The organism is Dyadobacter sp. CY351 (assembly GCF_021502625.1).
In the GTDB taxonomy this organism is placed as follows: Bacteria; Bacteroidota; Bacteroidia; order Cytophagales; family Spirosomataceae; genus Dyadobacter; species Dyadobacter chenhuakuii.
Map to the genome: position 1 here is coordinate 85,629 of NZ_JAKFFU010000001.1, position 22,167 is coordinate 107,795.

Below are 22,167 nucleotides of genomic sequence, written 5' to 3' on the forward strand. Positions count from 1 at the left end.
AGGCTCGGGTGAATGTGTAAACGTTTTGTTAATTGGGTCAAAAAGAAGAAAATTTGCTTGACCCAATTACTTCATCTTACATTACAATGAACATTATATCCCATACTGCGGGCGAAGTCCAGATCGCAGAAGTCACTTCTGACAAGCTGATTATCGAAACAGCCGAAGATGGGCTGGACTTGCTTGGAAACCTTTATTACCAAGGCTTTGACAGCATTATCCTTCACGAAGCAAACATCACATCCTCCTTCTTCGACCTAAAAACCGGCATCGCCGGAGAAATCCTTCAAAAATTCTCCAACTACCGAATGCGCCTGGCTATCATCGGCGACTTTGACAAATATTCCGGAAAGAGCATTCAGGATTTTATTAGGGAAAGTAACCGCGGTGGAAGGGTTAATTTTTTGAGTAATGTTCCTGAGGCGTTGGAGCGGTTTGCGAAGGGGTAGGAAATGCACCCCTTTACATTGTGAGCGGCTTGATTTTATCAAAATACCAGCCTAGAATCACACTATCTATCTAATATGAATTGGTGTACGCAAAGACAAACTAAGTCAGGCTAACCTCATCACGGGTACCTGGCTTTTTACATTTAAACTTCTGGCACAGATTTTTATTTACTCTTAATACATTCATCAACAAGCTTAAAAACATGAAATCATCAGCAAAAAATCAGGAACTATTTGAAGATCAAAACATATTTGAAAACACTAATCCTTTTCAGCGTGAAAGCGGCTCGGCTGCCATGCAGAAGTCGGGGAAGCGACCAAGGATTATGAAGCCGCTTTATTCGGTTCGCCTTTCATAAGGCGGAATGCAGCATTAGACACACTATCCGATATAACTAAGGCCTGGAAGTTGAGACATATATCAACTTCCAGGCCTTTTCTTTTTATTTATGCTTAATTATCTAATTCAAACTCATCTTCTTGAATTCCAGCGGTTTCATGCCGGTTTGCTTTTTGAATAACCGCGTGAAGTAGGAGCTGTTTTCAAACCCGAGTCCGTACGCAATTTCTGCAACGCCCTGACTGCCTTCTCTTAACATGTTTTTTGCTTCCGAAATCAATGATATATGAATGAGGTCCATGGCGGTTTTGCCTGTTTCCTGACGGAGCAGGTCACTGAGGTAACGCGAGGAAACATTGAGCTGCTCCGCGATTGAATTTACACTGGGTAACCCCTTTGTTTGCAAATATCCCTGGCCATAATAAGCCCCCAGCGCATCGTTGAACCTGGTGACGGTTTTGCCTGACATGTCGGTTCGGTTAAGGAACTGCCTTTTATAAAACCGCTGCGCATACATCAAAATCGAGGCAATGTGGCTCAGGATGATCTCCCGGCTGTATTCATCGGGGTTATTTTGATATTCGGCTTTTACTTTGTCGTGAAGTTCCCAGATCACCGTTTCTTCTTTTGGGGAAAGGTGCAGTGCTTCATTGACTTCGTAGTCAAAATAACCGTATTTCTGAATGGCGTGGTGGAGTTCGTGGCCGGCCAGGAAATCTTCGTGAATGAGGATCATAAATCCCTTTTCTTCAAATTCAATGTCCTTTATTTCAATGATCTGCCGGGGTTTAACAAACATCATCGAGCCTTCGCTGTGGTCGTATTCTGTTCTGCCATAGCGAATTATGCCGGACTTTAACTTCTTGAAACCGATCATGTAAGCATCGCTGGTGAACTCGCGGTTGCCGAGCGTGCAGGCATTGTTACAAGCATTGATGCTGAACAGCGGATTTTCCGGTGGCGCCCAGCCATTGCCCTTATGGATCTCGCTTATCGTTTTATAATGTTTCATTTGTATTGCTAAAAACGAATTGTTCAGAGTTAACAATTTAGCTGTTTTTATAATTCGGCTTACTCAATGTCCGTGCGCCGCAATGCTGACGTCCTTCCAGGCCTGAATGTCTTTTAGGCGTTCTGTATACACCTGGTTCATACCATGATAGGCCACTTTTCCCAACAATAATCTCAGCGGAGGGTTTTCACTGTCTATCACTTTCAGAATAGCATCCACGGTCGCTTCTGGCTTTCCCCAGCCATCGGGATTCTCGCCTGATTCGGCAAATGCAGCGCGTACGGGCGCATAATCCGCAATGTCCGATGTGGTCTGAACTGCGGAATTTCCAGCCCATTCTGTTGCATATCCGTTGGGTTCAATGAGTGTGAATTTAATTCCGAGATGGGCCACTTCGCTGGCAATGGTTTCGCTTAGGCCTTCCACTGCGAATTTGGATGCATTATACAAGCCCAGCATAGGCAATGTTGTTAGTCCCAAAAAGCTTGAAACCTGGATAATATGACCTGATTTTTGCGCTCTCATAACCGGAAGCACGGCTTGTGTAACCCACAGCAAACCAAAGAAGTTGGTTTCCATTTGCGCCCGTGCCTGCTCTTCCGTGGTTTCTTCCACTGTCCCAAACACCCCATATCCCGCATTATTGATCAGGATATCAATGCTTCCGAAATGCTCTTTAACCTGTACTACGGCTTTGTTTACTGCATTTCTGTCGTTGACATCGAGCTGAACGGGCAGAATGTTGTCGCCGTAAGTGGCAACCAAATCGTCCAGGGCCGCAATGTTGCGAGCGCTGGCGGCAACTTTATCTCCACGTTTCAGGAGTGCTTCTGCCCATAATTTTCCAAATCCTCTGGATGCACCGGTAATAAAAATGGTTTTTGACATGATCTTATTTTTTTGTGTTTTTAATGTTTATTTTGATGACACAAAGTTGGCGTACATGCCGGCGGATAAATAGCTCATTTGAGCGGAAGAATAGCACAGAATTACCTTGTTCTGTGGCAAGCCATGAATCATAAACAAAAAGCCATGTATCAGGAATTTATTGAAATCCGGGGTGCGCGTGAAAACAATCTGAAAAACGTTTCACTGCGCATTCCAAAACGCAAGATCACCATCTTCACAGGCGTGTCGGGATCGGGAAAGTCGTCCATCGTGTTTGATACGATCGCCACGGAGGCGCAACGCCAGCTGAATGAGAATTTCAGCATGTTTATCCGGAATTTTCTTCCCAAATACGCCCAGCCACACGCCGATGCGATTGAAAATCTCAGCATGGCCATTGTGGTCGACCAGAGGAGGTTAGGTGGGAATTCTCATTCAACATTGGGCACGATTACGGACATTTTTCCGGTGTTACGATTGCTGTTTTCTAGGATCGGGAAGCCGCATATCGGGAATTCCAATGCGTTTTCGTTCAACGATCCGCAGGGAATGTGCCCGGAATGTAATGGGATAGGAAAAAAAATGGGCGTTGTGGCAGACTCGTTTCTGGACATGTCCAAGTCCCTGAACGAAGGCGCCGTGCAGGTTCCGGTGTTTGCGACCTGGGAAAAAAGCAGTTACGCGAGTTCGGGGTTTTTTGACAATGATAAAAAGCTTTCAGATTTCACGGATGAGGAAATGAAGCTGCTGCTCTATGGTAAGGACCTGAAATACAAGTTGCAGGTCGGAGGCGGAACGATGAATGCGACTTACTTGGGTGTGATCGAGAAATTTGAAAAGTCATATATCAAAAGAGACATTAAGACATTATCGGAGCGGACGCAAAAGAGTGTTGCGCCTTACATTGCCCTCAAACCCTGTCCATCCTGCCACGGCGCGCGGCTGAGCCAGGCTGCATTGAACTGTAAAATTGATGGCAGGAATATAGCCGAAATGTCGGCGATGGAAGTGTCGGAACTGGTGTCATTGATCAGTAAAGTCAAAGATCCGCTGGCCGCATCGATGGTGGCTACATTATCCGAAAGGTTGCAGCATTTGGTGGACATTGGCCTGGAATATCTGAGCCTGGACCGGGAAACGACCACATTGTCGGGAGGAGAATCGCAACGGGTGAAGATGGTTAAGCATCTGAGCAGCAGCTTAATCGATGTGATGTATATTTTCGATGAGCCGAGTGTGGGTTTGCATCCGCGCGATGTTCATAGGTTGAACGAACTGCTCGGAAAGTTGCGCGACAAAGGAAATACGGTGATTGTGGTTGAGCATGATCCGGATGTGATTAAAGTGGCTGATCATATCGTAGATGTAGGCCCGCACGCGGGAAGCAAGGGCGGAAACATTGTTTTTGAGGGAACCTATGCTGAGCTTGTCAAGGCGGATACGCTTACTGGTCGCCATATCAAGCAATCGTTGCCGCTCAAAGAAAAATCCCGCAAAGCTTCGGGTAAGCTTTCTGTGAAAAATGCAAAGGTTAATAACCTGCATAATGTAAGTGTGGACATTCCAGGCGGCGTGCTGACAGTGGTTACGGGCGTGGCTGGTTCGGGCAAAAGCTCACTCATTAATCATGTGTTTTTAAAACAACATCCGAAGGCGATCGTCATTGACCAGTCGGCCGTGGGGACATCCACGCGCTCGAACCCTGCCACATATACGGGCGTCATGGACGATGTGCGCAAGGCGTTTGCAAAGGAAAATGGCGTAAGCGCGTCGCTGTTCAGCTTCAATTCGCAGGGCGCTTGCCCCAATTGCCAGGGGCTGGGCGTGATTTACACCGATCTGGCCTTCATGGACGGGATCAAAACACCTTGCGAAATTTGCGAAGGGAAGCGTTTCAAGGAGGAAGTCCTGGCTTATAAGCTCGATGGAAAGTCCATTTCCGATATCCTGGAAATGACCGTTTTACAAGCATTGGATTATTTTACACAAAAAGACATTTTGCATAAGTTACAGGCCATGAGCGATGTAGGGCTTGATTATCTCACGCTCGGCCAGCCGCTCAGCACATTGTCCGGCGGGGAATGTCAGCGTATCAAGCTGGCGAGTGAATTGCATAAAAAAGGCAGTATTTACGTCCTTGACGAGCCTACGACGGGGCTGCATATGTCGGATATAACGCATTTGCTTTCCATCATGAACCGCCTTGTAGACGCCGGAAACACCATGATCGTCATCGAGCATAATCTGGATGTGATCAAGAATGCGGACTGGATCATTGATATGGGCCCGGATGGTGGCACAAAAGGCGGAAAAGTCGTTTTCGAAGGCACGCCTGTCGATTTATTGAGTGCAGAAGGATCCATTACCAGCTTATATCTGAAAAACGCAACGGCCTGATCACGGCCGTTGCGCGAGGTTTTCATGTCAGCTCAATTGTCCTTTCAATGTTGATTTGGGATAGAAAATAAGCGTCGTGCGAGATGACGAGCAATGTGCCGCGATACTCATTCACTGCTGTGGTCAGGATTTCAATGTTCTTTATGTCCAGATTATTTGTTGGCTCGTCAAGAATAATCATGTCCGGCGATTGGTTGCTGATCGTCAGGCAGCAGAGAATGAGGCGCATTTTTTCTCCTCCGCTAAGGTTTTCGCATCGCTTTTCCCATTCATTTTTCGTGAATAAAAACCGGTTAAGCCGAATTTTTACCTCATGTTCCTGCAAATGCCCGGAATTGTAGCGCTGCGCCTGTTCATAAATGCTTAGATGATTATGAATTAAAGAATAGTCCTGATCAATGTAAATACACTGATCAACAGCACGGTAGATGTTCCCGGAGCGTGGTTCCAGATTTCCCAGCATGAGGTTGATCAATGTTGTCTTGCCTGACCCGTTATGGCCTTTGATGGCAATGCGTTCGCCGCTGGTGATCTGCATGCTGAGTGGTTCTTTCCACAGCAACTTGTCGTCATATCCGGCCTGAATGTGCTCCGCCGACACCAGTATTTTGCCTTTATGGAGGCTGGAATCATCAAAACCGATTTTCATTCTATCCACATCCACCGCTTCGGTACGCAACTGGCTCAGTTCCTGGGCGATGGCATCCACTTTTCCTGCATGCACGTCTTTCATTTTCGAAGTGCTTTTCTCAGCGTTATTCTTCAATGTGTTCATGGAAATCCTGGGCAGCCCTGCTTTTTCCTGCAATTTTTTGCCCCGCGAATCCAGCTTTTGCTGCCGTTCCAGAGATTCCCTTTCGGTTTCTCTGGCTTTACGCAATGCTTTTTCCTTACTTTTCAAATCATGGTTTAATGCTTCTTTTTCAATGCTTTTTTGTTCTGCATAAAAATCATAATTGCCGCCATACACAGTTAGGCCGTGTTTGGATAATTCGTACACGGCTTGAAGCAGATTAAGCAGCGTGCGGTCATGGCTTACCACCACAAGGGTGTTTGATGTTGTTTTGATATAATCAGAAAGAATAGCCCTGCCCGCAGCATCCAAATGATTGCTGGGCTCGTCCAGAAGCACTATTTCCGGCTGGTTAACCATGATTCCGGCCAGAAAAACCTTGGTTTTTTGCCCGCCGCTGAGCGTTTCCATTTTTTGCATGAGATCCAATGCACCCAGCTGCCAATGTGCAAATGCTTCGCAACAACGCTCCTCAATGGCCCAGTCATCGTTTAGCAACGCGAGATTTTCTTCGGTGACATTTCCATCCAGAATGGCCCTTAAAGCATTGATTTTTTCCTCAACACCCAGCGCTTTCGCAACGGAATGATCATTGAACTGACCGAAGATCTGCGGAACATAATAGGGTTCGGATTCAGTTTTGACAAGTCCTTCGGAAGGGAGCAGTTGGCCCGCAAGCATTTTCAGCAGCGTGGATTTTCCCGAGCCATTATTGCCGATCAGGGCAATTTTTTCGTGTCCATTGATAGAGAGATTAATATTGGAAAGCAATAAATCCCTGTTAGGGTGCGCATACGCGACACCTTGGAGAAAAAGCATAATTTCTTTCTTTAAAAAGTGAATAAATCAAGAGCCGATTGAATTGGCCCCGGTTATTTTTTGTGAAAGAAATTGCTTTTACATGAATATCAGTTTGTGGTGAAAGCGCAAATATAAAGCAGATCGGCTTTTTTGTCAATGCTATCTCCTCATTTACCTTATCCTTTCCAGTGCAGCGGTTACCAGAATTTGGGTTTTTCCAATGTCCCGCCCTGCTCCCGGCAGTCGGTGCAGCTGGGCGGGGCGCCCAGGAGGAATTCTCCCCTCAGGCCTGTGTATGACATTAATAATGAGGTGGTTTCGAGTCCGCATTGCCTGCTGCTCATGGGGTTGCATACTACGTCAAATGTATCGGGCATCATGCAGGTCGGGAACCTTCCAAGCTTTGGTGTGATCGTAAGCCTTTTTGTTTCTTCGGTTGATGCGCTGAAATAGCCAAACACGAGTTCTTTTCCGTCCTTGGTGTTTTTGATATTGCCGGTAACCTGCGAAGGTTGGGGGTCAAAAAGATTTCCTGTTCCCTGCGTGGTTTTGGAAAGTGCCGTCCAGTATTCGAACGCAGGCCTGGAAAGGCCATATTGCCGCACCAGTACGCTGTATTTAATGTAAAGTTTATTAGTCGAAACAGGGACTTTGAAAAGTGGCAGATCTTTGATAATGTCACTGGAAAGTTTCACCGTTGTCCCTAGCAGAATGCTTCCGGAGCGCATATTTCCCCAACATTGATTAATGTCTTTGGTCCGGGAAACATATTTCTTGTCAATCACTTCGATGCCCGTTTGGTAGGCGGCGCGATATTCCCAGGTTTCTTCAAATTTCCAGCGGTAAAACTGTGTCTTTCCCTGCGCATCGTGGGCGTTTACAAAAAATATCATTGCATCCTGGAAGCTGTCAAACTTGGTTGTCAGGCTGTCGATGGCAGGTGTAACGCTAACCGTCACGTAATCAGATAAATATTCATTTCCATCCTGCGTCTTGATCCGGATCCGGTATTTGTCGGCGGTATTAAATGGCCGGGGTGGAAGCTCATACAAGCCCGCACGTGACTCAGTAAACGCATTCACTTCTCCCGATTCCGATTCGACCGAAACAGTTGCATTGGATTCGATCGTCGGGCCGGCCGTTTGATTTACATTTTGCGTCCTCCTAAGTTCTATCCGGCTAGTGTCTTTCCCTACATTCAGAAATCCATCCACAACCAAATGATTTTCAACAGAATTGACCTCAGGCGGAGAGAACGGCTCAATGCAGCTGTCCATAAAGAACAGCAGGGCAAAAGAAACAAACTTAAGTAAACGATATCGCATAGCCACTTTTCTCACTAAGTTCTGAAATTGTCAGTAAAACGAGAAACAATGTATCAAAATTTATCATCGGAAGGTTACTTGTGATGCTGGAACGGATTTAGAAGCTCCTGAAAGTTTCTAAATTTAGAAACTTTGTTTAAGTTTGTGAAAAGCATTTAAAGTGCAATATTTTCACACACTATTTTTAGAGGAAGCAGAAAAATTCCTTGCAACGCTTTCTCCCAAAGTGGCCAGGAAGGTGATTTATAATGTTGACCTCGCCGAAAAAACCAATGATCCCAGACTGTTCAAGAAGTTAAGGGATGACATTTGGGAATTCAGGACGAATTATAGCGGTGAGTGCGTCAGACTGCTTGCGTTTTGGGATAAAACCGATGGTAGAAATACTTTGGTTGTCGCAACTAATGGTTTCATCAAAAAAACAAACAAAGTTTCAGGCAGCGAAATTGATAAAGCTAAAAGAATCAGGGCCAGATATTTTCAGGGAAAATCTTAAAAAAACATGGAAAAGCCGACAATAAAGTCTTACACGCTTGCCGAAATGAAGGACAAATATGTTGGAGAGGTCGGCAGTGCAGAGCGGGAGGCGTATGAGTATGAGCTGAGTATGGATGTTTTAGGACGAATGATAAAGGCTGCACGTCAGGAACAAAACCTGACCCAGGAACAATTGGGCAAGTTGGTTGGTGTTCAAAAAGCCCAAATATCCAAAATTGAAAGCAGCAGCAACAGTGCGACCATTGACACGATATTAAAGGTTTTTCGCGCGTTGCAGGCAGAACTCCATTTTAAGGTCCGGTTCAAAAACAATTATATCCAGCTTAGATAACCACCTTACTTCCCCATCCATTTCTTAAAATCGTTCGTTTTTTCGCGGCTTACGATGGATTCTTTTTCGAAGGTTGGTTTTAATGTCAGGGCCAGGCGGTTGTTGTAGTAGGGCTGGATCTGGGTTACGGATTGGTGCGTGACGATGAGGCCGCGGTTGATGCGGAAAAAGCGGTCGGGATCCAGAAACAGCTCCAATTCATCCATGCGATAATCCACGACGAACTTCTGGCCCTGCTGGTTTTTGAAGAAACTAACCCCGTCTTCAATATAAAAGTAAGCGATTTCCGAAATCTCGACCGACATCATCCTTACACCCTGCTTCACCAGAAAACGTTTGCGGTAATCCGCGGCTGGCTGTTGTAATTGTAGGTTTTTGAGGATGTTTTCGAGGTTAGCAGGCAATGTTGGCATTTCTGGTTTCCGCTGGTTTCCGGTGAGGTCGTAGAACTTCCTGATGCTGCGTTGCAGATCTTCCTGCTGCACGGGTTTCAGCAGATAATCAATGCTGTTGACCTTGAATGCCTGCAATGCATATTCGTCATAGGACGTTGTGAAAATCACGGTGCTCCTGATTTCTATGCGGTTAAATATCTCAAAGCTTTGCCCATCTGCCAGCTCAATGTCCAGAAAAATAATGTCTGGCTCGGCGCTGCCGGTTTCGCGGTTTTCCGAAATCCATTCCACCGTGGCTTCAATGCTGGGTGTAATGCCTTTGATTACAAACTCTGGAGCGGTCTCTTCCAGCAGTTTTGTGAGTTTGCGCACGGCAAGCTTCTCGTCTTCAACAATTAAGATATTCATTGGTTATCAGGGTTTTGCATAAGCAAGGGCAACAGTACGACAAAGTGGTCGGTGCTCAGGTCGATCACGGGCTGCCTGTCGGATAGCAGCCTGTATTTAGCCTCAATATTGGCAAGCCCCAGCCGGGTTGATTTTACGCGGGTTGATTTTTCCAAAAGATTATTACGCACTTCCAGCTGGTCATTGTCGATCGAAGTAATGGCTATCAGAAGCGGATTTTTTTCCAGAATCGTATTGTGCTTTACGGCATTCTCAACCAGTAATTGCAATGTTAAAGGCGGAATGTATTTGTTTAAAGCGCTTTCACTCACATTAATGACGAGTTCCAGGCCCGTATCGTATCTGGTCCGCAGGAGGTGATAATAGGATTTGATAAAACGGATTTCGGTGGCCAGCGTCGTGAGCTCGTGCTGGTTGGTTTGCAGCAGATAACGGTAAACCTTCGCCATTTCATCCACAAACTGCTCGGCCCGGGCAGGCTCGTCATGGATGAGTGCCGAAAGTGTATTCAAACTATTAAACAAGAAATGCGGGTTAACCTGGCTTTTCAGACTTTGGAGCTGTCCCTGTAATCCGGCCTTTTTGATGGCTTCTTTATTGATCTTGATCTCTTTCCATTTCCGCAGCGAATAATTTACTTCGTACAAACAGGTCAAAAGCAGGATTGCCAGCATTTCAAACAAATACACATTTATCATTTTCCCGAAATCCAATTGTGCATTTAACGGCCGGAAATGAATGATGAATAAGCCATATGCCGTCACATAGACGCCCGTAAGGACGCAAAATGAGAGCGCGGTGTATACTGCTCTTTTCAGTGACGAATGGATGGATGGATATTTCTGAGCAATATATTGCGCCGCCCAATCATGCGGAATAAATGCCAGAATGGTCATGGACAAGACCATTAATGTACCCAAAATAAAATTCGGAATGTTAGCAAAATAAGGATCACCGATGAGCAAATAACTGATCGTGGGCACAAACCAGGGCACAAGCAGGACAAACATCCACCTGCCAAAGAGGCTCAGCCATATCAACTGGCCAATGTGCTGAAATCTGTAATGTTTTATCATGTATAGATCAGGGGCAAAAGCACTGTGAATTCTGATCCTTCTTCCTTGATCTGAATGGTTCCGGCCTGGTTGAAAAGCATTTTATAGCGTGATATCAATGTGGCCAGACCGGCATTGCTGAATGGCGTGCGCACGGTCCTTTTTTGCAAATTATTGACCACTTCCAGCTGGCCGGTGGCGGTGGTCCGGATAGCAATCCGCAGCGGATGGTCGGCGGAAACAATGTTGTGCCGGATCGCATTATCGATCAATGTTTGCAATGTTAATGGCGCCATTTGACCATTCAGATACAGATCAGCGGCTTGAATGGAAATGCTTATGCCGTTTTCAAAACGCGTCTCCAGTAAGTAAATGTACGAGCGGATGTAACGCAGCTCGGCGTCGAGCGTAACCATGCTTGTTTCACGGTCGGGGCCGTTGACACTCAGCAGATAGCGGTAAACTTTGGACATCTCGTCCACGAATGTCTCAGCCGTAGCAGGCGATTCTGAGATCAGTACAGACAGGGAATTAAGGCAATTGAATAAAAAATGCGGGTTAACCTGCTGTTTAACTACTTCCAGCTCGGAGAGCAATTGCCGCTGTTCCATCTGCTGCAATTCGTCCTGGTTGGTTTTCCACTGCATGAATGTATAAGCCAGTTCCGTAAGCCCTGCACCGATCAGCGAAGCCGCAAGAAGCAGGAATACAGACCACATGGCCCGTTCACGCTGGATCGAAAAGCCAAATAAATGAATCTGATCATAGGCCAGCAGCACCGCCATCAGAATACAAACATTAACAATCGAATAAAGCACAAACCAGAACACCACGCGGAAAACGGACTGGTGTGTGTCGGGATATATTTTGGCAATGATAATAGCGATGATCTGATTGATGTGATTGGCTATCAGGCAGAGTATAAGGTTAATAAAGCTCCCGCCAAGGAAAACCCGCAGGTCCGAAAAGTAAATGCTTCCCCACATCAGGTAACCTACCACCGGAACCAGCCAGGGGATCACCAATACAAGAATGAAGAAGTTTAGACGGTTTTTTCGAAGCGTATCAAAATACTTATCGAAATACCTGAACCGGATTCGCATCATAGTAAAAACAAGAACAGCAAAAATAGGAACGCGGGGAATCCGGCAGAAACGGAACGGCTGTCAATTGTATAAAAAAAGTGCTGAAATGTCACTAATCTCCTTCCAAACTGCTTACATGCGACATTCAGGTAAACTATTGGTGAAAATGGCGATACATACAGATCATCCATCAAAAAGTGTAATACAGATACCAAATCTTACAGTACGGATAATATCTGTTTCCCACCGCAACAATTGCGAGCGAATTTTGTGTCATTCTAATAGCCAGGGCATTACCCTAAAATCAATTTAACTTTTATCTATTAAGCCATGAAAACAACTTTAATGAATCCATTCTCCTGGACAGCCGAACCCGCCGACGTTGACAATGCTCACCTCATTGCAGTGCACATGCACGGCAAGATCTTGTGGGTTTCTGCACAAGAGATCACGTTTCTGGAAGGGGAAGGGAACTACACTTACATTCATACGCGTCAGGGCAAGAAATACCTGGTGTCCAAAACGCTGAAAGTAGTGGTGGAGATTTTGAATGTCGATTTTATCCGGATCCACAAATCATACATTGTTAATCCAATGTACATTACGGCACAAATCGAACCTGACACGCTGTTGCTAAGCTGCGGACGGAAGGTGCCCATTGCAAGAAGAAGAATGCGTGAAATCCATGAAATGCTTGCGGGTGAATCCCTGGCAGCGTAAGGATTATATAGAAGGAAGCCCCGGATCTGCAAAGATCCGGGGCTTTTTTGTTTCCCGTCGAGCGGGCACGGATATTTAACGTCTTGCCGAAACACTTAACACGGCATCGATTATGGCTAAGAAAGCAAAGAAAAAAGGCGGCACAAAAGCGAAGACCAGCGGCAAGAAAAAGAACAAACTAGGCGTTAAAAACTCCCTTGTCAACAACATCAACGCCCGAAAGAAAAAAGGAACCTCCCGCCCCAAAAGCAAAAAAACAGTCAGCAAGAAGTCCTATACCAAGATGAAAAAGAACTGGGGTAAGGGAAAGAAGACTCGGAAGTAGGGTTACTAAGTGTATTTTCTTGGGTTAATGTATTTTAACCCAGACACTTTTCCGAAATCCGAATCATTATCCGAAAGCAGGATCAGGTCGCTTGTTAATGCGGTCGCAGCAATGATTGCATCGGGAATTTTGATCCTATAAGCTTTTCGTATTTCAATCGTCTTTTGCACGATATCCTCGGCAATGCCAAATTCATTGGAAATTTGTAGGAACTGCTTTATAAACTGGGCGAGATGATCGCTTTTTGGGGCAAAGCCTAATAATTCAATCCGGGATATAACGGAGATTTGGGCGTCGCCTGCATCTATTATCGAATCGATCAGATCAAGACCATTCTCGGAAAGTTCTTCGGTTAAATATTTTGTAACAACATTCGTGTCAATCAGATATCTCTTTCCCATTCATTCCTGATATTGTCGAAGTAGCTTTGGATTTCTCTTTTGTCGGCATCTTTCCAGGCACCTCTCAATTGCGTAGAAGGGCGCGCCATTGATTTTTTTTCTTCTTCCGCGACCTCATCTGTAAAAGTTACAAAAACTTTGACACGCTGTTTAACGGCCGGTTTCTCTTTCAGGATGATCTGTCCGTTTTCATAAATCCCTTCAACTGCGGTAAGCATAATCTTTTAGTTTTATAATCAAATATAAACATTTCGGGTAACAAATGTTCCTCTAAATGGTTTTACGAAACCACATTCTCCGGTTCTTCGTGCATGTAGCTTTCGAGGTTGTTGGCGACCATTTGGAGGAGTCGCTTTCTGGCTTCGAATGTGGCCCAGGCAACGTGAGGGGTGATGATGCAGTTGGGGGCGGATAGGAGGGGATTGTCGGCTTTTGGTGGTTCTGTTGACAATACGTCGAGTCCGGCTCCGGCAATGATGCCGTTTTTTAGTGCTTCTGCAAGGTCATGCTCCTGGATAAGCGGGCCGCGCCCGGTGTTGAGAATGATAGCATTACGCTTCATGCGGGCGAGCCGCTCTCTGTTGACGATCTCTTTGGTTTCGTCGGTTAAAGGGCAATGCAGGCTTACTACATCACTTTTTTTAAAAACTTCTTCCAGCGAAACCATTTCAACTCCTTCCGTTGGCGTGGGATGCTTCCTATATGCAATCACATTCATCCCGAATGCCAGCGCAATTTTCGCAACCTGTGATCCAATGTCTCCCAAGCCGATCAATCCCATTGTTTTTCCTGCCAGTTCGGTTAACGGTGTTTTCCAATAACAAAAATCCGGTGAGGCCACCCAATCACCTGCAAACACACTCTGACTATGCAGCTCGGCATGGTTCACAACCGCCAGGAGCAATGCAAATGTCTGCTGCGCCACGGAAGCAGGGCCATATGCCTTCACATTGGTAACTGTAATGTTGTGTTTTCTGGCCGCATTGATATCGATATTATTATACCCCGTCGCCATTACACCAATGTATTTCAATTTCGGCAGTTGATCCAGGATCGCTTCTGTCAGCACGACTTTATTTACCAAAAGCGCCTCCGCTTCCTTCGCCCGTCCGATAATTTCCTCTTCACCAGAGCGGTCATAAATATCGACATGCCCCAGCTTATGGATCGGTGCCCAGTCCAGGTCACCAGGATTAAGGGTATAGCCGTCAAGAATTACGATGTTCATGCTAATCTATTGAATTATAAACGTTTATGAATTGAATTTTGAAATTACATAACTTCTATTTTGAAATTACATAGAATCCATTTTGAAATAACATAAAAAAACCTCCCCGAAACAAGGCTCGGGGAGGTTTCGTTTTTTTATTAAAAAAGCTTTAATTCTTCGGATCGGTGGTGACTTTTCCGGCGCCAGTTCCTTGCATTTGCATGGGGTTAGGCGTCTTTTTGAGTTGCTGCTGCTTGAAGATCTGGAACCTTGTGGGCGCAGCTACGCGCGGGAAGGCGTTGTTTTCTGTATCAATATCTGCGATTTGCTGGTATGGGTCCAATGTCCATTGCACGACTTTCTTTTTGGTGGAAATCACCTTATTAATCTTTGCGTCGTTGAAGCGCCAGATTTCTGCGGGGAATACGGCCACAGAATCAGTGCCGTCCTCAAAACCCATTTTCACGATCACCGGCATGGGCAATCCGCCTTTGTTTTTGATAGAAAGGGTGTAAAAATTGCTGTTTTCCTGGATCAGCGCCTTTTCATTGTCCGAAAGTGTCGCCAGATATTGGTTGTATTTCTGTTTGTCCGCTTCCGTAACCTTGAATGGATCATAGCGGTTGTAGAAGTCGGCCATGGTGGAATCCTGTGCAACAACGGTTTCGCCTTTGGTTTTGGCATCCTGCATTTTACTCATTGTCTGCTGCTTACGCGCGGCTTCTTTACGCGCGATTTCCTTTTCAATTTCCGGATTCTGGGTATCAATGCTAAACCAATCCACGCTTACAAGGTCCTGATCCACAGCTTCGGTTCCATAAAACCAGCCTTTCCAGAACCAGTCCAGATCCACGCCTGAGGCATCTTCCATGGTGCGGAAAAAGTCGGCTGGGGATGGACTTTTAAATCTCCATCTTGTTGCATATTCTTTGAATGCATGGTCGAACAATTCACGGCCCATAACGGTTTCGCGGAGAATGTTCAGCGCAGTTGCTGGTTTCGCGTAAGCATTTGGTCCCAAGCCTATTACGTTTTCTGCGGAGGCCATAATAGGCGTCAGCACAGACTTGTCAGACGACATATAATCTGTGATCTGGTTAGGCTCACCGCGGCGGGTAGGGAAGTTGTAATCCCACTCTTTCTCAGCCAGATATTGGCAGAATGTATTCAAGCCTTCGTCCATCCAAGCCCATTGACGTTCATCGGAATTCACGATCATAGGAAAGAAGTTGTGCCCTACTTCATGGATAATCACCCCGATCATGCCATATTTTACAGCCTCGCTGTAAGTCCCATCTTCCTCAGGACGGCCGCCGTTGAAGCTGATCATCGGATATTCCATCCCGCCTCCTGCAACGCCATGGCATGAGATTGCAACTGGGTAAGGATATTCAAATGTGCGCGCGCCGTAAGATTTCAATGTGTGCGCAACGGCACGGGTCGAATATTGCTCCCAAAGCGGATTCCCTTCTTTTGGATAAATAGACATGCACCAGATCTTGCGGCCGCTTTTGTAAACATCGGTTTGCATGGCATCCCAGATGAATTTGCGGCTGCTGGCAAATGCAAAATCACGTACATTATCTGCTTTGTAAATCCACGTTTTCTTGCCTGGATTCTTATTTTCGCGTTTTTCTGCTTTTTCTGCTTCGGCTTGGGTAACGATCAAAACGGGCGTTTTGGAAGTTTCAGCTTGTTTCAAACGTTGCTTTTGGGTTGCCGTAAGCACTTGTGCATAATTTTGGCATTCGCCGCTGGCTGCCACCACGTGATCGGCGGGAGCGGTGATGGCCACTTTATAATTTCCAAAGATCAATGCAAACTCACCTTGTCCTAAAAATTGCTTGTGGTTCCAGCCATTAATGTCGTCGTAAGGCGCCAGGCGTGGGAACCAGTGGGCGATGAAATAGTTAGCATTGCCGTCTTTCGGGAAAAACTCGTAACCGCTGCGTCCGTAATATTCGGTAACATTATAAGTCCAGTCCACACCAAAAACATAGCTTGTGCCGGACTTCAATGTCATCGGCAAATCAATGCGCATCATGGTTCCGTTGATCGTGTAAGGCAATACTTTTCCCGCTTTGTCCTTTACTGAACCTATTTTATAACCATATTCAACATTCGGGTCAAGGGATGAGCCGCGGCCGTTGTTTAATGCTGCCAGCTGCGCTGTTGACATTCCTTTTTCACTTACCGAGCCTGTTCTGGAAGTGGCACCGATTCCGTCTTTTTTGAAAAGATTTTGGTCAAGTTGCAGCCAGATGTATTTCAGGTCGTCCGGGGAGTTGTTGAAGAATGTAATGGTTTCAGAGCCGATGATTTTTCTTTTATCATCATCCAGTTCCACTTTAATGTCATAATCAGCGCGGTTCTGCCAGTATTCACGTCCCGGCGCACCAGATGCTGCCCGGGTTGAATTCGGTGTTGGAAGCATTGTGCCCAATTGTTCAAAACGATCGTTCGCTTTGTAATTGGGATTTGGAGGAAGTTGCTGCGCCATGGCAGAAACCGTAATAAGCAAAATCAGTAACGGGAGAAGTGCTCTTTTCATATTAGTTGGTTATTGAGAATAATGCAGGTTATTTAGGCTAAAAGGCTGTGCAGGAATTCGTTATTAATGATCAGTGAAAGCGACATGCCGACGATAATGCCGGATAAAATATGGATCCAGCTCAGGCGCTGGACACGAAGGATCTCGATCATGAAAAATGCAATGGACAAAATGACAAAAACGATGATCAGTTGACCCAGTTCCAGTCCAACATTAAAGCCCAGCAACGGACTCACAATGTCTGCTTCTTTTCCTAGTAATGACCTCAGATAATTGGAAAAGCCCAATCCGTGGATCAATCCAAAAAACAATGCGAGCGGATAACGAACCTTTGAAGCTTTCTCATGCTGGCTGAAAGACGCTTTTGGAACAACATAAAAGAAATTAAGGACGGCCGTAATAACAATGGTAACCGGAATGAGCAGCTCAATCCAGTCCGGGTTCACATTCACAAAACCCAATGTGGAAAGCGCGAGCGTAATGGAATGGCCGATAGTAAAAGCAGTAACCAAAACGATCACTTTTTTCCAGTCGATGAGCGTGTATACTGTACAAAGCGCCATAATGAAAAGGATATGGTCGTAGCCAAGGGAATCGGTAATGTGGGTGAAACCTAGTTGTAGGTAAGCCTGGAATTCGGACATTAAATCGTATTAAAATGTATTCGTATTTGAAAAAATACTTGTCAAGACAAAAAAGCGAATTCGAATATATTCTATTCGTCTCATTATTACAAGATGAAAGCTAATTACGAGTGCCTTAGCGACCTTTACCAAAACATCGGGCACAAAAAAAAGACCGGAAGCATCTGCCCCCGGCCTTTCGAAATTCTGACACCAATTATATAAGACTATTATTTCTGAATTTCGTAGTTGGCATTCTGTGGATCCCAGTTAGCCCATTTGTCAGTCCAGTCGGTTGTTCCGAATGCACCAACGACTGTGTTTGCTTCGAATCCTGCTGGCAATGTTGCGCCGCCGGTCAATAAAGCAGAACCTGTCGTTGGCAAAAGACCTGGCTTAGCAGTGATTGAGTTGTAACCAGTTGACAGTTTAAGATCAGCAACAGCAGCCACTTTGTTTTTGCTAGCAGCAGGAGCGAAAAGCGCCAATGTAGTGCCTTCGATCACACCTTCTTTCGGAGTTCCAGTTATAGCCACTGTATTTCCGTCCATTTTGATTTTTCCGGTTGTAAAGTTGGCGATTGTGGTTTCATCCTGAATCCTTACTGCGGAACGTGGCCATTCACCAGTCACCAATGTGTTATAAACCGAGATCGCAGAGTTTCTTCTGATACGCATAGCAGAAGCAAATTTCGCGTTAGGCGTTCCGCTTGCCATAGCGATCGTAACATTGGCAAATTTAGCCGAAGTCTGAGGCGTTGCGGGCGAGCCCGCAGCGTCATTGTCAGACTCAAAGCCATTTGAATCACCAGCCTGATCCGCTACCGCCGGGTCACGAAGGATAAAACCGTATTGAATGTTTCCTGAAAATCCATTGTCTGTATCGAAATCATCGTCCAGACCGCGGTAAGCGATCAAATGTTTTGCATTAACAGCTCCACCAAACCATTCGTAAGAATCGTCGCCTGAGTAAGAAACCTGCACATAATCAACCTCTGTTCCTGAACCCACGCCACCGAATGTAAGACCATTGATCTCTTTATCTGTTTCGTAAGCGATACCAGCGAACTCGATACGTACATATTTAAGCTGTCCTGAATTGTCAGCTGCGTCTGTTCCGCCAAATTTAGACTGGTTTTCTCCTTCAATTACCGCGTCTGGCTTGTTAACCGGCGCTTTTCCAAGGATGATCAATCCACCCCAGTCACCTGCTTTACGCTGTCCGGCTGGTTTGTTTGAAGTAAAGATGATAGGCTTGTCAGGTGTTCCTACTGCTACGATTTTCGCGCCTGGCAAAACGATCAGAGAGCCTTTTTGAACTCCGTCCCCTTTGATAATGGTTCCTGGCTCGATATTCAATGTTACGCCGGATTCAACATAAACAAATCCTGAAAGCAGATATTGGTTGGAAGCAGACCACGTGGTGTTGGCGGTAATTCTGCCTGAGATGGTTTTCATTTCTCCTACCGGCGTTACAATGATATCATCGTCATCTTCTTCGTCATCGTTCGTGCAAGAGAAAGACCCGAACATTGTAAGCCCTAACATCAGCAAGCTCAAAAGTTTACCTGTGTTTTTCATAAATTCAATTGTTTGTTTTTCTGTTTTAAAGTACTCTGGTGATAAAAAGAGCCGGTTTACGACTTGTGGTTATTAAAATTTGTAATTGATTCCGATGGTTGAGTAGCTGCCTCTGCGGTAACTCTGGTACGACTCATCCACGCTGGTGATTTTTTGATCCTGGTTGCTATCCTGGATCAGGCGGAAGCGCTGGTTAAGCAGATCCTGGATTCCCAATTTGATTTCAAGATGTTCTCCCAAAGCCTTCACAATGTTTAAATCGATCACGTTTCTTGCCATTTCATAAACGGTTGGCTGTAAATCGCGGTCACCCACAAGGAAGATCCGGCGTCCTACGACATTGTAAAGTGCATTCACCTGCCAGCCGCGGTTCACATCGTTGTAATAAACTCCTGCATTGATCAGGTAAGGCGATTGTCCTTGAAGCTGGCGGTCATTTTCTTGTCCTGCGAAGCCTGTTAACACATTGCTATTGATCACAGATGCATTTAGCAAAACGCTCAGGTTGTCTACGAATGGAGAAACAGTCAGGTTTTTAAGGGATTTGCGCAGCTCAATTTCAGCACCATAAGTGTAAGCCGATTTTGCATTATCCACATAGAATGAGACGCCTGAACCTGCGTAGCGGATACGTGTTTCGATCGGGTTAACAAAGTGCTTGTAGAATGCCGCAACCGAAATCATTTCGCCTTCTTTTGGATAGAACTCGTAACGCAGGTCGACGTTCTGGATCGAAGGCGTTTTCAAATTCGGGTTACCAACGCGGGACACATCGAAGTTAAAGTCATAGTAAGTAAATGGCGCCAGTTCGCGGAACTCAGGGCGATTTACAGAAACCGAGTAAGCCAATCTTACCAGCGATTTTTCAGTGAAGTTGTAAGCCAGGTTAGCCGAAGGCAGGAAGCGGAAAATCGGGTTGTTCACGCGGATACGTTCGCCGCTACCACGCTGTCTGCTTTGCAGTTTCTGAATGTTGTTCTCGATACGCAGACCAACAGACACATTGAATTTTTTAGTAAAAGGAATGTAAGAACCCACATAACCTGCCATTAATGTGTTTTGGGCGGTATACTTATCATCTGTGTTGGTTCTTTCTGCGTAGTAAAGCTGATCTCTTCCAATGTTTTGTGAATCAAAAAGCTGAGCTGGTGCCTGGCTTAGCAATTCTTGTGAAGCATTGCCTGAGTTGGTCAAATTGAACCATCTTGCTTTGAATGCTCTGTCCTTCATTTCACCGTAAGCACCTGCACGAAGTTTGATCTGCATACTTTCGTCATCTTCGTAAGCGCTGCGTTCGAAACGGTGTTCAAGATCGGCGCGGAAAGAGCTCGTGTATTCGGTTAGTTCAGAATAAAATCTCGCTCCTCTTGTTAAGCTGGCGTTGCTTCCCGGAACAAGTTCCACCTGGAAAGGGCCGGTTGAACCTATCGGACGGGTTGAAATAAAGCGGCGATAATCCGGTTCGCTGCGGATGGTCGTTCCCAATGCGCCCAGCCATTTCAATGTTGTATGTGCGCCCAGCTCGTGCGTTCCGCCTAACTGGCCAGAGTAAATGCTTTTGGACTCGTAACGGAATGCGTAGTTCTGCACTTCAACATCATTGTCTGTATTGTAACCCTGACGGAAGTTGGTCTCTTTATTAGAAAGCTGGTTGAACAGGTTTCTGAATTCGATCTTGTGATTCGGATTAATGATCAATGCCCAGTTAGACATCACGCCCAGGCGGACATTGTTTTGATACAATTCATCCTGATACGAGCTTTGAATGTCTGATTTCTGTTTTTCAGTATTAAAGCTCAGATAACGGAATTGTGTTGTTGGTAAAAACTGGTGTGTAGATGAATAGTTGACATTATTGAATGTGGTCAACTTCATGTTCCCAAGCTCGAACTTGTGGTTGTAACCCAGTGAAGCGCGAAGGTCAGGCGTTACTGATTTTGATTTCAGATCATAAAACTCCGGCAGGTTGCGGAATGCGTTCAATGTTGCGTCCGAAGGCCCGTTTTCGTTTTGCAATCTTTTTGTCGAAGGGAAACCGTTTGGAAGTGCTCTGTCCGGTGCACCGAAACCAGTCCAGTCCAATGATGAGCCTTTGTAATCAAGCACATTTTGGAATGTTGTGTTTCCGCGGTAACCGCCCGTTAAGCTGAATGTAAATCCGTTGTCGTCGGGGATTGTTTTTGTATAAATTTTGATAATTCCACCTGCAAATTCACCTGGCAATTCAGGTGCACCGGATTTGTAGATCATCATCCGGTCAATGGCTGTGCTTGGAATCAGGTCAAATGAGAAAGATTTAACGTCAACCTCGGTTGAAGGCGTGATCGCATCATTCAACATTACGGTGTTGTAACGCTCGTTCAAACCGCGGATAATTACGAAGCGGTCGTCCTGAATAGAAACACCCGGCACGCGGCGAACCACTTGTGAAGCGTCACGATCCTGGGATTTCTGGATCTGCTGGGCAGAAATACCAACGGCGATTTGCTCGGCCTGCTTGATTTCGGTGATAACGGAAACGTCGGTGAAGGATTGACGTTGTCCTACGATCTTAACCTCTTCCAGGTTCGCCACATCTTCCTCAATGGTTGTGTTGATGAGGACCGCCTGATTTGGATAAACTTCAATTGCAATTTCTTTCGGCTTGTAAGAAACGTAGCTTACGATAACCGTTTGCTTTCCTGTGGGGATATTCTGAATGTCGAAATTTCCTTCAACATCTGTTGCTGTTCCGATGGGTGGAGTGGAACCTTTTAAAACAACGCTGGCTCCGATGACAGCTTCTTTGGTCTTGTAATCAACAATGTTCCCCTTAATCGAACCCGTTTGAGCGTATACCAACGTGGTAGTGAAGAGGAAAAATAAGAGAGAGGTAATTTTTAAGTTCATGTCTTGTGTCAGAATTATTTTCTGATACAAAAGTAGACTGCCAATATTACCTCAATGTTACCCCCATGTTATGGCTCAGTTATTTCGGAAT

General features: G+C 45.5%; 21 protein-coding genes. 7 read left to right on the forward strand and 14 right to left on the reverse strand.

All coding sequences use genetic code 11. The features are described 5' to 3' along the window. Positions 1 to 86: 86 nt before the first annotated feature. Entirely contained in the window at positions 87 to 449 is a 363-nt protein-coding gene (locus L0660_RS00330) for a DUF4180 domain-containing protein (RefSeq protein WP_235156776.1), read from the forward strand. A gap of 203 nt (positions 450 to 652) precedes the next feature. After that, positions 653 to 808 carry a hypothetical protein gene (locus L0660_RS00335; protein WP_235156777.1) on the forward strand — a complete coding sequence of 52 codons (156 nt, stop codon included), beginning with the start codon at positions 653 to 655 and terminating at the stop codon, positions 806 to 808. A 102-nt stretch (positions 809 to 910) separates the two neighbouring features. Here the strand turns inward: L0660_RS00335 and L0660_RS00340 are convergent, their stop codons facing one another. Together L0660_RS00340 and L0660_RS00345 are read right to left on the reverse strand one after the other, a co-directional pair. Beyond that, positions 911 to 1,801, reverse strand: a complete 891-nt coding sequence (locus L0660_RS00340; RefSeq protein ID WP_235156778.1) for an AraC family transcriptional regulator — start codon at positions 1,799 to 1,801, stop codon at positions 911 to 913. 63 nt (positions 1,802 to 1,864) lie between these two features. After that, entirely contained in the window at positions 1,865 to 2,689 is an 825-nt protein-coding gene (locus L0660_RS00345; RefSeq protein ID WP_235156779.1) for an oxidoreductase, read from the reverse strand. Between the two features lie 123 nt (positions 2,690 to 2,812). Here L0660_RS00345 and L0660_RS00350 point away from each other — a divergent pair, with 123 nt between their 5' ends. Beyond that, complete coding sequence (locus L0660_RS00350) at positions 2,813 to 5,086, forward strand: excinuclease ABC subunit UvrA (RefSeq protein ID WP_235156780.1); 2,274 nt, start codon at positions 2,813 to 2,815, stop codon at positions 5,084 to 5,086. A 22-nt stretch (positions 5,087 to 5,108) separates the two neighbouring features. On the opposite strand, the gene abc-f is transcribed toward L0660_RS00350, so the two are convergent. Both abc-f and L0660_RS00360 read right to left on the reverse strand, forming a co-directional pair. Further along, positions 5,109 to 6,698, reverse strand: a complete 1,590-nt coding sequence (abc-f, locus tag L0660_RS00355) for a ribosomal protection-like ABC-F family protein (protein ID WP_235156781.1) — start codon at positions 6,696 to 6,698, stop codon at positions 5,109 to 5,111. 179 nt (positions 6,699 to 6,877) lie between these two features. Then, positions 6,878 to 7,957: a DUF4249 domain-containing protein gene (locus tag L0660_RS00360; RefSeq protein WP_235156782.1), complete on the reverse strand. Its 1,080-nt coding sequence runs from the start codon at positions 7,955 to 7,957 to the stop codon at positions 6,878 to 6,880. 208 nt (positions 7,958 to 8,165) lie between these two features. On the opposite strand from L0660_RS00360, the gene L0660_RS00365 reads away from it, so the two are divergent. Further along, positions 8,166 to 8,501, forward strand: a complete 336-nt coding sequence (locus tag L0660_RS00365; protein ID WP_233795048.1) for a type II toxin-antitoxin system RelE/ParE family toxin — start codon at positions 8,166 to 8,168, stop codon at positions 8,499 to 8,501. Between the two features lie 6 nt (positions 8,502 to 8,507). Further along, the gene (locus L0660_RS00370; RefSeq protein WP_233795049.1) at positions 8,508 to 8,834 is read left to right on the forward strand and encodes a helix-turn-helix domain-containing protein; all 327 of its coding nucleotides are present in this window, start codon (positions 8,508 to 8,510) and stop codon (positions 8,832 to 8,834) included. Between the two features lie 5 nt (positions 8,835 to 8,839). On the opposite strand, the gene L0660_RS00375 is transcribed toward L0660_RS00370, so the two are convergent. Genes L0660_RS00375 through L0660_RS00385 form a run of 3 tightly spaced genes read right to left on the reverse strand, consistent with a single transcriptional unit; the run spans position 8,840 to position 11,798 of the window. Continuing rightward, positions 8,840 to 9,637 carry a LytTR family DNA-binding domain-containing protein gene (locus L0660_RS00375; RefSeq protein ID WP_235156783.1) on the reverse strand — a complete coding sequence of 266 codons (798 nt, stop codon included), beginning with the start codon at positions 9,635 to 9,637 and terminating at the stop codon, positions 8,840 to 8,842. Then, positions 9,634 to 10,713: a sensor histidine kinase gene (locus L0660_RS00380; RefSeq protein ID WP_235156784.1), complete on the reverse strand. Its 1,080-nt coding sequence runs from the start codon at positions 10,711 to 10,713 to the stop codon at positions 9,634 to 9,636. The genes L0660_RS00375 and L0660_RS00380 overlap by 4 nt, the downstream gene beginning before the upstream one ends. Beyond that, on the reverse strand, positions 10,710 to 11,798 hold the full coding sequence (locus L0660_RS00385) for a sensor histidine kinase (protein ID WP_235156785.1): 1,089 nt from the start codon (positions 11,796 to 11,798) through the stop codon (positions 10,710 to 10,712). Before L0660_RS00385 ends, L0660_RS00380 begins: the two co-directional genes overlap by 4 nt. 309 nt (positions 11,799 to 12,107) lie before the next feature. On the opposite strand from L0660_RS00385, the gene L0660_RS00390 reads away from it, so the two are divergent. After that, positions 12,108 to 12,497, forward strand: a complete 390-nt coding sequence (locus L0660_RS00390; protein ID WP_235156786.1) for a LytTR family DNA-binding domain-containing protein — start codon at positions 12,108 to 12,110, stop codon at positions 12,495 to 12,497. 112 nt (positions 12,498 to 12,609) lie between these two features. Continuing rightward, positions 12,610 to 12,822 carry a hypothetical protein gene (locus L0660_RS00395; RefSeq protein ID WP_026631134.1) on the forward strand — a complete coding sequence of 71 codons (213 nt, stop codon included), beginning with the start codon at positions 12,610 to 12,612 and terminating at the stop codon, positions 12,820 to 12,822. A 5-nt stretch (positions 12,823 to 12,827) separates the two neighbouring features. On the opposite strand, the gene L0660_RS00400 is transcribed toward L0660_RS00395, so the two are convergent. The 7 genes from L0660_RS00400 to L0660_RS00430 all read right to left on the reverse strand — a co-directional run bounded on the left by L0660_RS00400 (position 12,828) and on the right by L0660_RS00430 (position 22,076). Beyond that, complete coding sequence (locus tag L0660_RS00400) at positions 12,828 to 13,223, reverse strand: type II toxin-antitoxin system VapC family toxin (protein WP_235156787.1); 396 nt, start codon at positions 13,221 to 13,223, stop codon at positions 12,828 to 12,830. Next, on the reverse strand, positions 13,205 to 13,441 hold the full coding sequence (locus L0660_RS00405; RefSeq protein ID WP_235156788.1) for a hypothetical protein: 237 nt from the start codon (positions 13,439 to 13,441) through the stop codon (positions 13,205 to 13,207). Before L0660_RS00405 ends, L0660_RS00400 begins: the two co-directional genes overlap by 19 nt. Positions 13,442 to 13,503: 62 nt before the next feature. Then, positions 13,504 to 14,451, reverse strand: coding sequence for a D-2-hydroxyacid dehydrogenase (locus tag L0660_RS00410; RefSeq protein ID WP_235156789.1), 948 nt, complete (start codon positions 14,449 to 14,451; stop codon positions 13,504 to 13,506). 151 nt (positions 14,452 to 14,602) lie between these two features. After that, on the reverse strand, positions 14,603 to 16,984 hold the full coding sequence (locus L0660_RS00415; protein ID WP_235156790.1) for a M1 family metallopeptidase: 2,382 nt from the start codon (positions 16,982 to 16,984) through the stop codon (positions 14,603 to 14,605). A 32-nt stretch (positions 16,985 to 17,016) separates the two neighbouring features. Then, complete coding sequence (locus tag L0660_RS00420) at positions 17,017 to 17,628, reverse strand: HupE/UreJ family protein (protein WP_235156791.1); 612 nt, start codon at positions 17,626 to 17,628, stop codon at positions 17,017 to 17,019. 209 nt (positions 17,629 to 17,837) lie between these two features. After that, positions 17,838 to 19,187 carry a T9SS C-terminal target domain-containing protein gene (locus tag L0660_RS00425; RefSeq protein ID WP_235156792.1) on the reverse strand — a complete coding sequence of 450 codons (1,350 nt, stop codon included), beginning with the start codon at positions 19,185 to 19,187 and terminating at the stop codon, positions 17,838 to 17,840. Between the two features lie 72 nt (positions 19,188 to 19,259). Then, complete coding sequence (locus L0660_RS00430) at positions 19,260 to 22,076, reverse strand: TonB-dependent receptor (RefSeq protein WP_235156793.1); 2,817 nt, start codon at positions 22,074 to 22,076, stop codon at positions 19,260 to 19,262. Positions 22,077 to 22,167 lie beyond the last annotated feature (91 nt).

What these genes read in the sequence shown, in the direction of transcription:
- L0660_RS00330 (WP_235156776.1), top strand. Translation starts at nt 87, where the DNA reads ATGAACATTATATCCCATACTGCGGGCGAAGTCCAGATCGCAGAAGTC.
- L0660_RS00335 (WP_235156777.1), top strand. Translation starts at nt 653, where the DNA reads ATGAAATCATCAGCAAAAAATCAGGAACTATTTGAAGATCAAAACATA.
- L0660_RS00340 (WP_235156778.1), bottom strand. Translation starts at nt 1,801, where the DNA reads ATGAAACATTATAAAACGATAAGCGAGATCCATAAGGGCAATGGCTGG.
- L0660_RS00345 (WP_235156779.1), bottom strand. Translation starts at nt 2,689, where the DNA reads ATGTCAAAAACCATTTTTATTACCGGTGCATCCAGAGGATTTGGAAAA.
- L0660_RS00350 (WP_235156780.1), top strand. Translation starts at nt 2,813, where the DNA reads ATGAATCATAAACAAAAAGCCATGTATCAGGAATTTATTGAAATCCGG.
- abc-f (WP_235156781.1), bottom strand. Translation starts at nt 6,698, where the DNA reads ATGCTTTTTCTCCAAGGTGTCGCGTATGCGCACCCTAACAGGGATTTA.
- L0660_RS00360 (WP_235156782.1), bottom strand. Translation starts at nt 7,957, where the DNA reads ATGGACAGCTGCATTGAGCCGTTCTCTCCGCCTGAGGTCAATTCTGTT.
- L0660_RS00370 (WP_233795049.1), top strand. Translation starts at nt 8,508, where the DNA reads ATGGAAAAGCCGACAATAAAGTCTTACACGCTTGCCGAAATGAAGGAC.
- L0660_RS00375 (WP_235156783.1), bottom strand. Translation starts at nt 9,637, where the DNA reads ATGAATATCTTAATTGTTGAAGACGAGAAGCTTGCCGTGCGCAAACTC.
- L0660_RS00380 (WP_235156784.1), bottom strand. Translation starts at nt 10,713, where the DNA reads ATGATAAAACATTACAGATTTCAGCACATTGGCCAGTTGATATGGCTG.
- L0660_RS00385 (WP_235156785.1), bottom strand. Translation starts at nt 11,798, where the DNA reads ATGATGCGAATCCGGTTCAGGTATTTCGATAAGTATTTTGATACGCTT.
- L0660_RS00390 (WP_235156786.1), top strand. Translation starts at nt 12,108, where the DNA reads ATGAAAACAACTTTAATGAATCCATTCTCCTGGACAGCCGAACCCGCC.
- L0660_RS00395 (WP_026631134.1), top strand. Translation starts at nt 12,610, where the DNA reads ATGGCTAAGAAAGCAAAGAAAAAAGGCGGCACAAAAGCGAAGACCAGC.
- L0660_RS00400 (WP_235156787.1), bottom strand. Translation starts at nt 13,223, where the DNA reads ATGGGAAAGAGATATCTGATTGACACGAATGTTGTTACAAAATATTTA.
- L0660_RS00405 (WP_235156788.1), bottom strand. Translation starts at nt 13,441, where the DNA reads ATGCTTACCGCAGTTGAAGGGATTTATGAAAACGGACAGATCATCCTG.
- L0660_RS00410 (WP_235156789.1), bottom strand. Translation starts at nt 14,451, where the DNA reads ATGAACATCGTAATTCTTGACGGCTATACCCTTAATCCTGGTGACCTG.
- L0660_RS00415 (WP_235156790.1), bottom strand. Translation starts at nt 16,984, where the DNA reads ATGAAAAGAGCACTTCTCCCGTTACTGATTTTGCTTATTACGGTTTCT.
- L0660_RS00420 (WP_235156791.1), bottom strand. Translation starts at nt 17,628, where the DNA reads ATGTCCGAATTCCAGGCTTACCTACAACTAGGTTTCACCCACATTACC.
- L0660_RS00425 (WP_235156792.1), bottom strand. Translation starts at nt 19,187, where the DNA reads ATGAAAAACACAGGTAAACTTTTGAGCTTGCTGATGTTAGGGCTTACA.
- L0660_RS00430 (WP_235156793.1), bottom strand. Translation starts at nt 22,076, where the DNA reads ATGAACTTAAAAATTACCTCTCTCTTATTTTTCCTCTTCACTACCACG.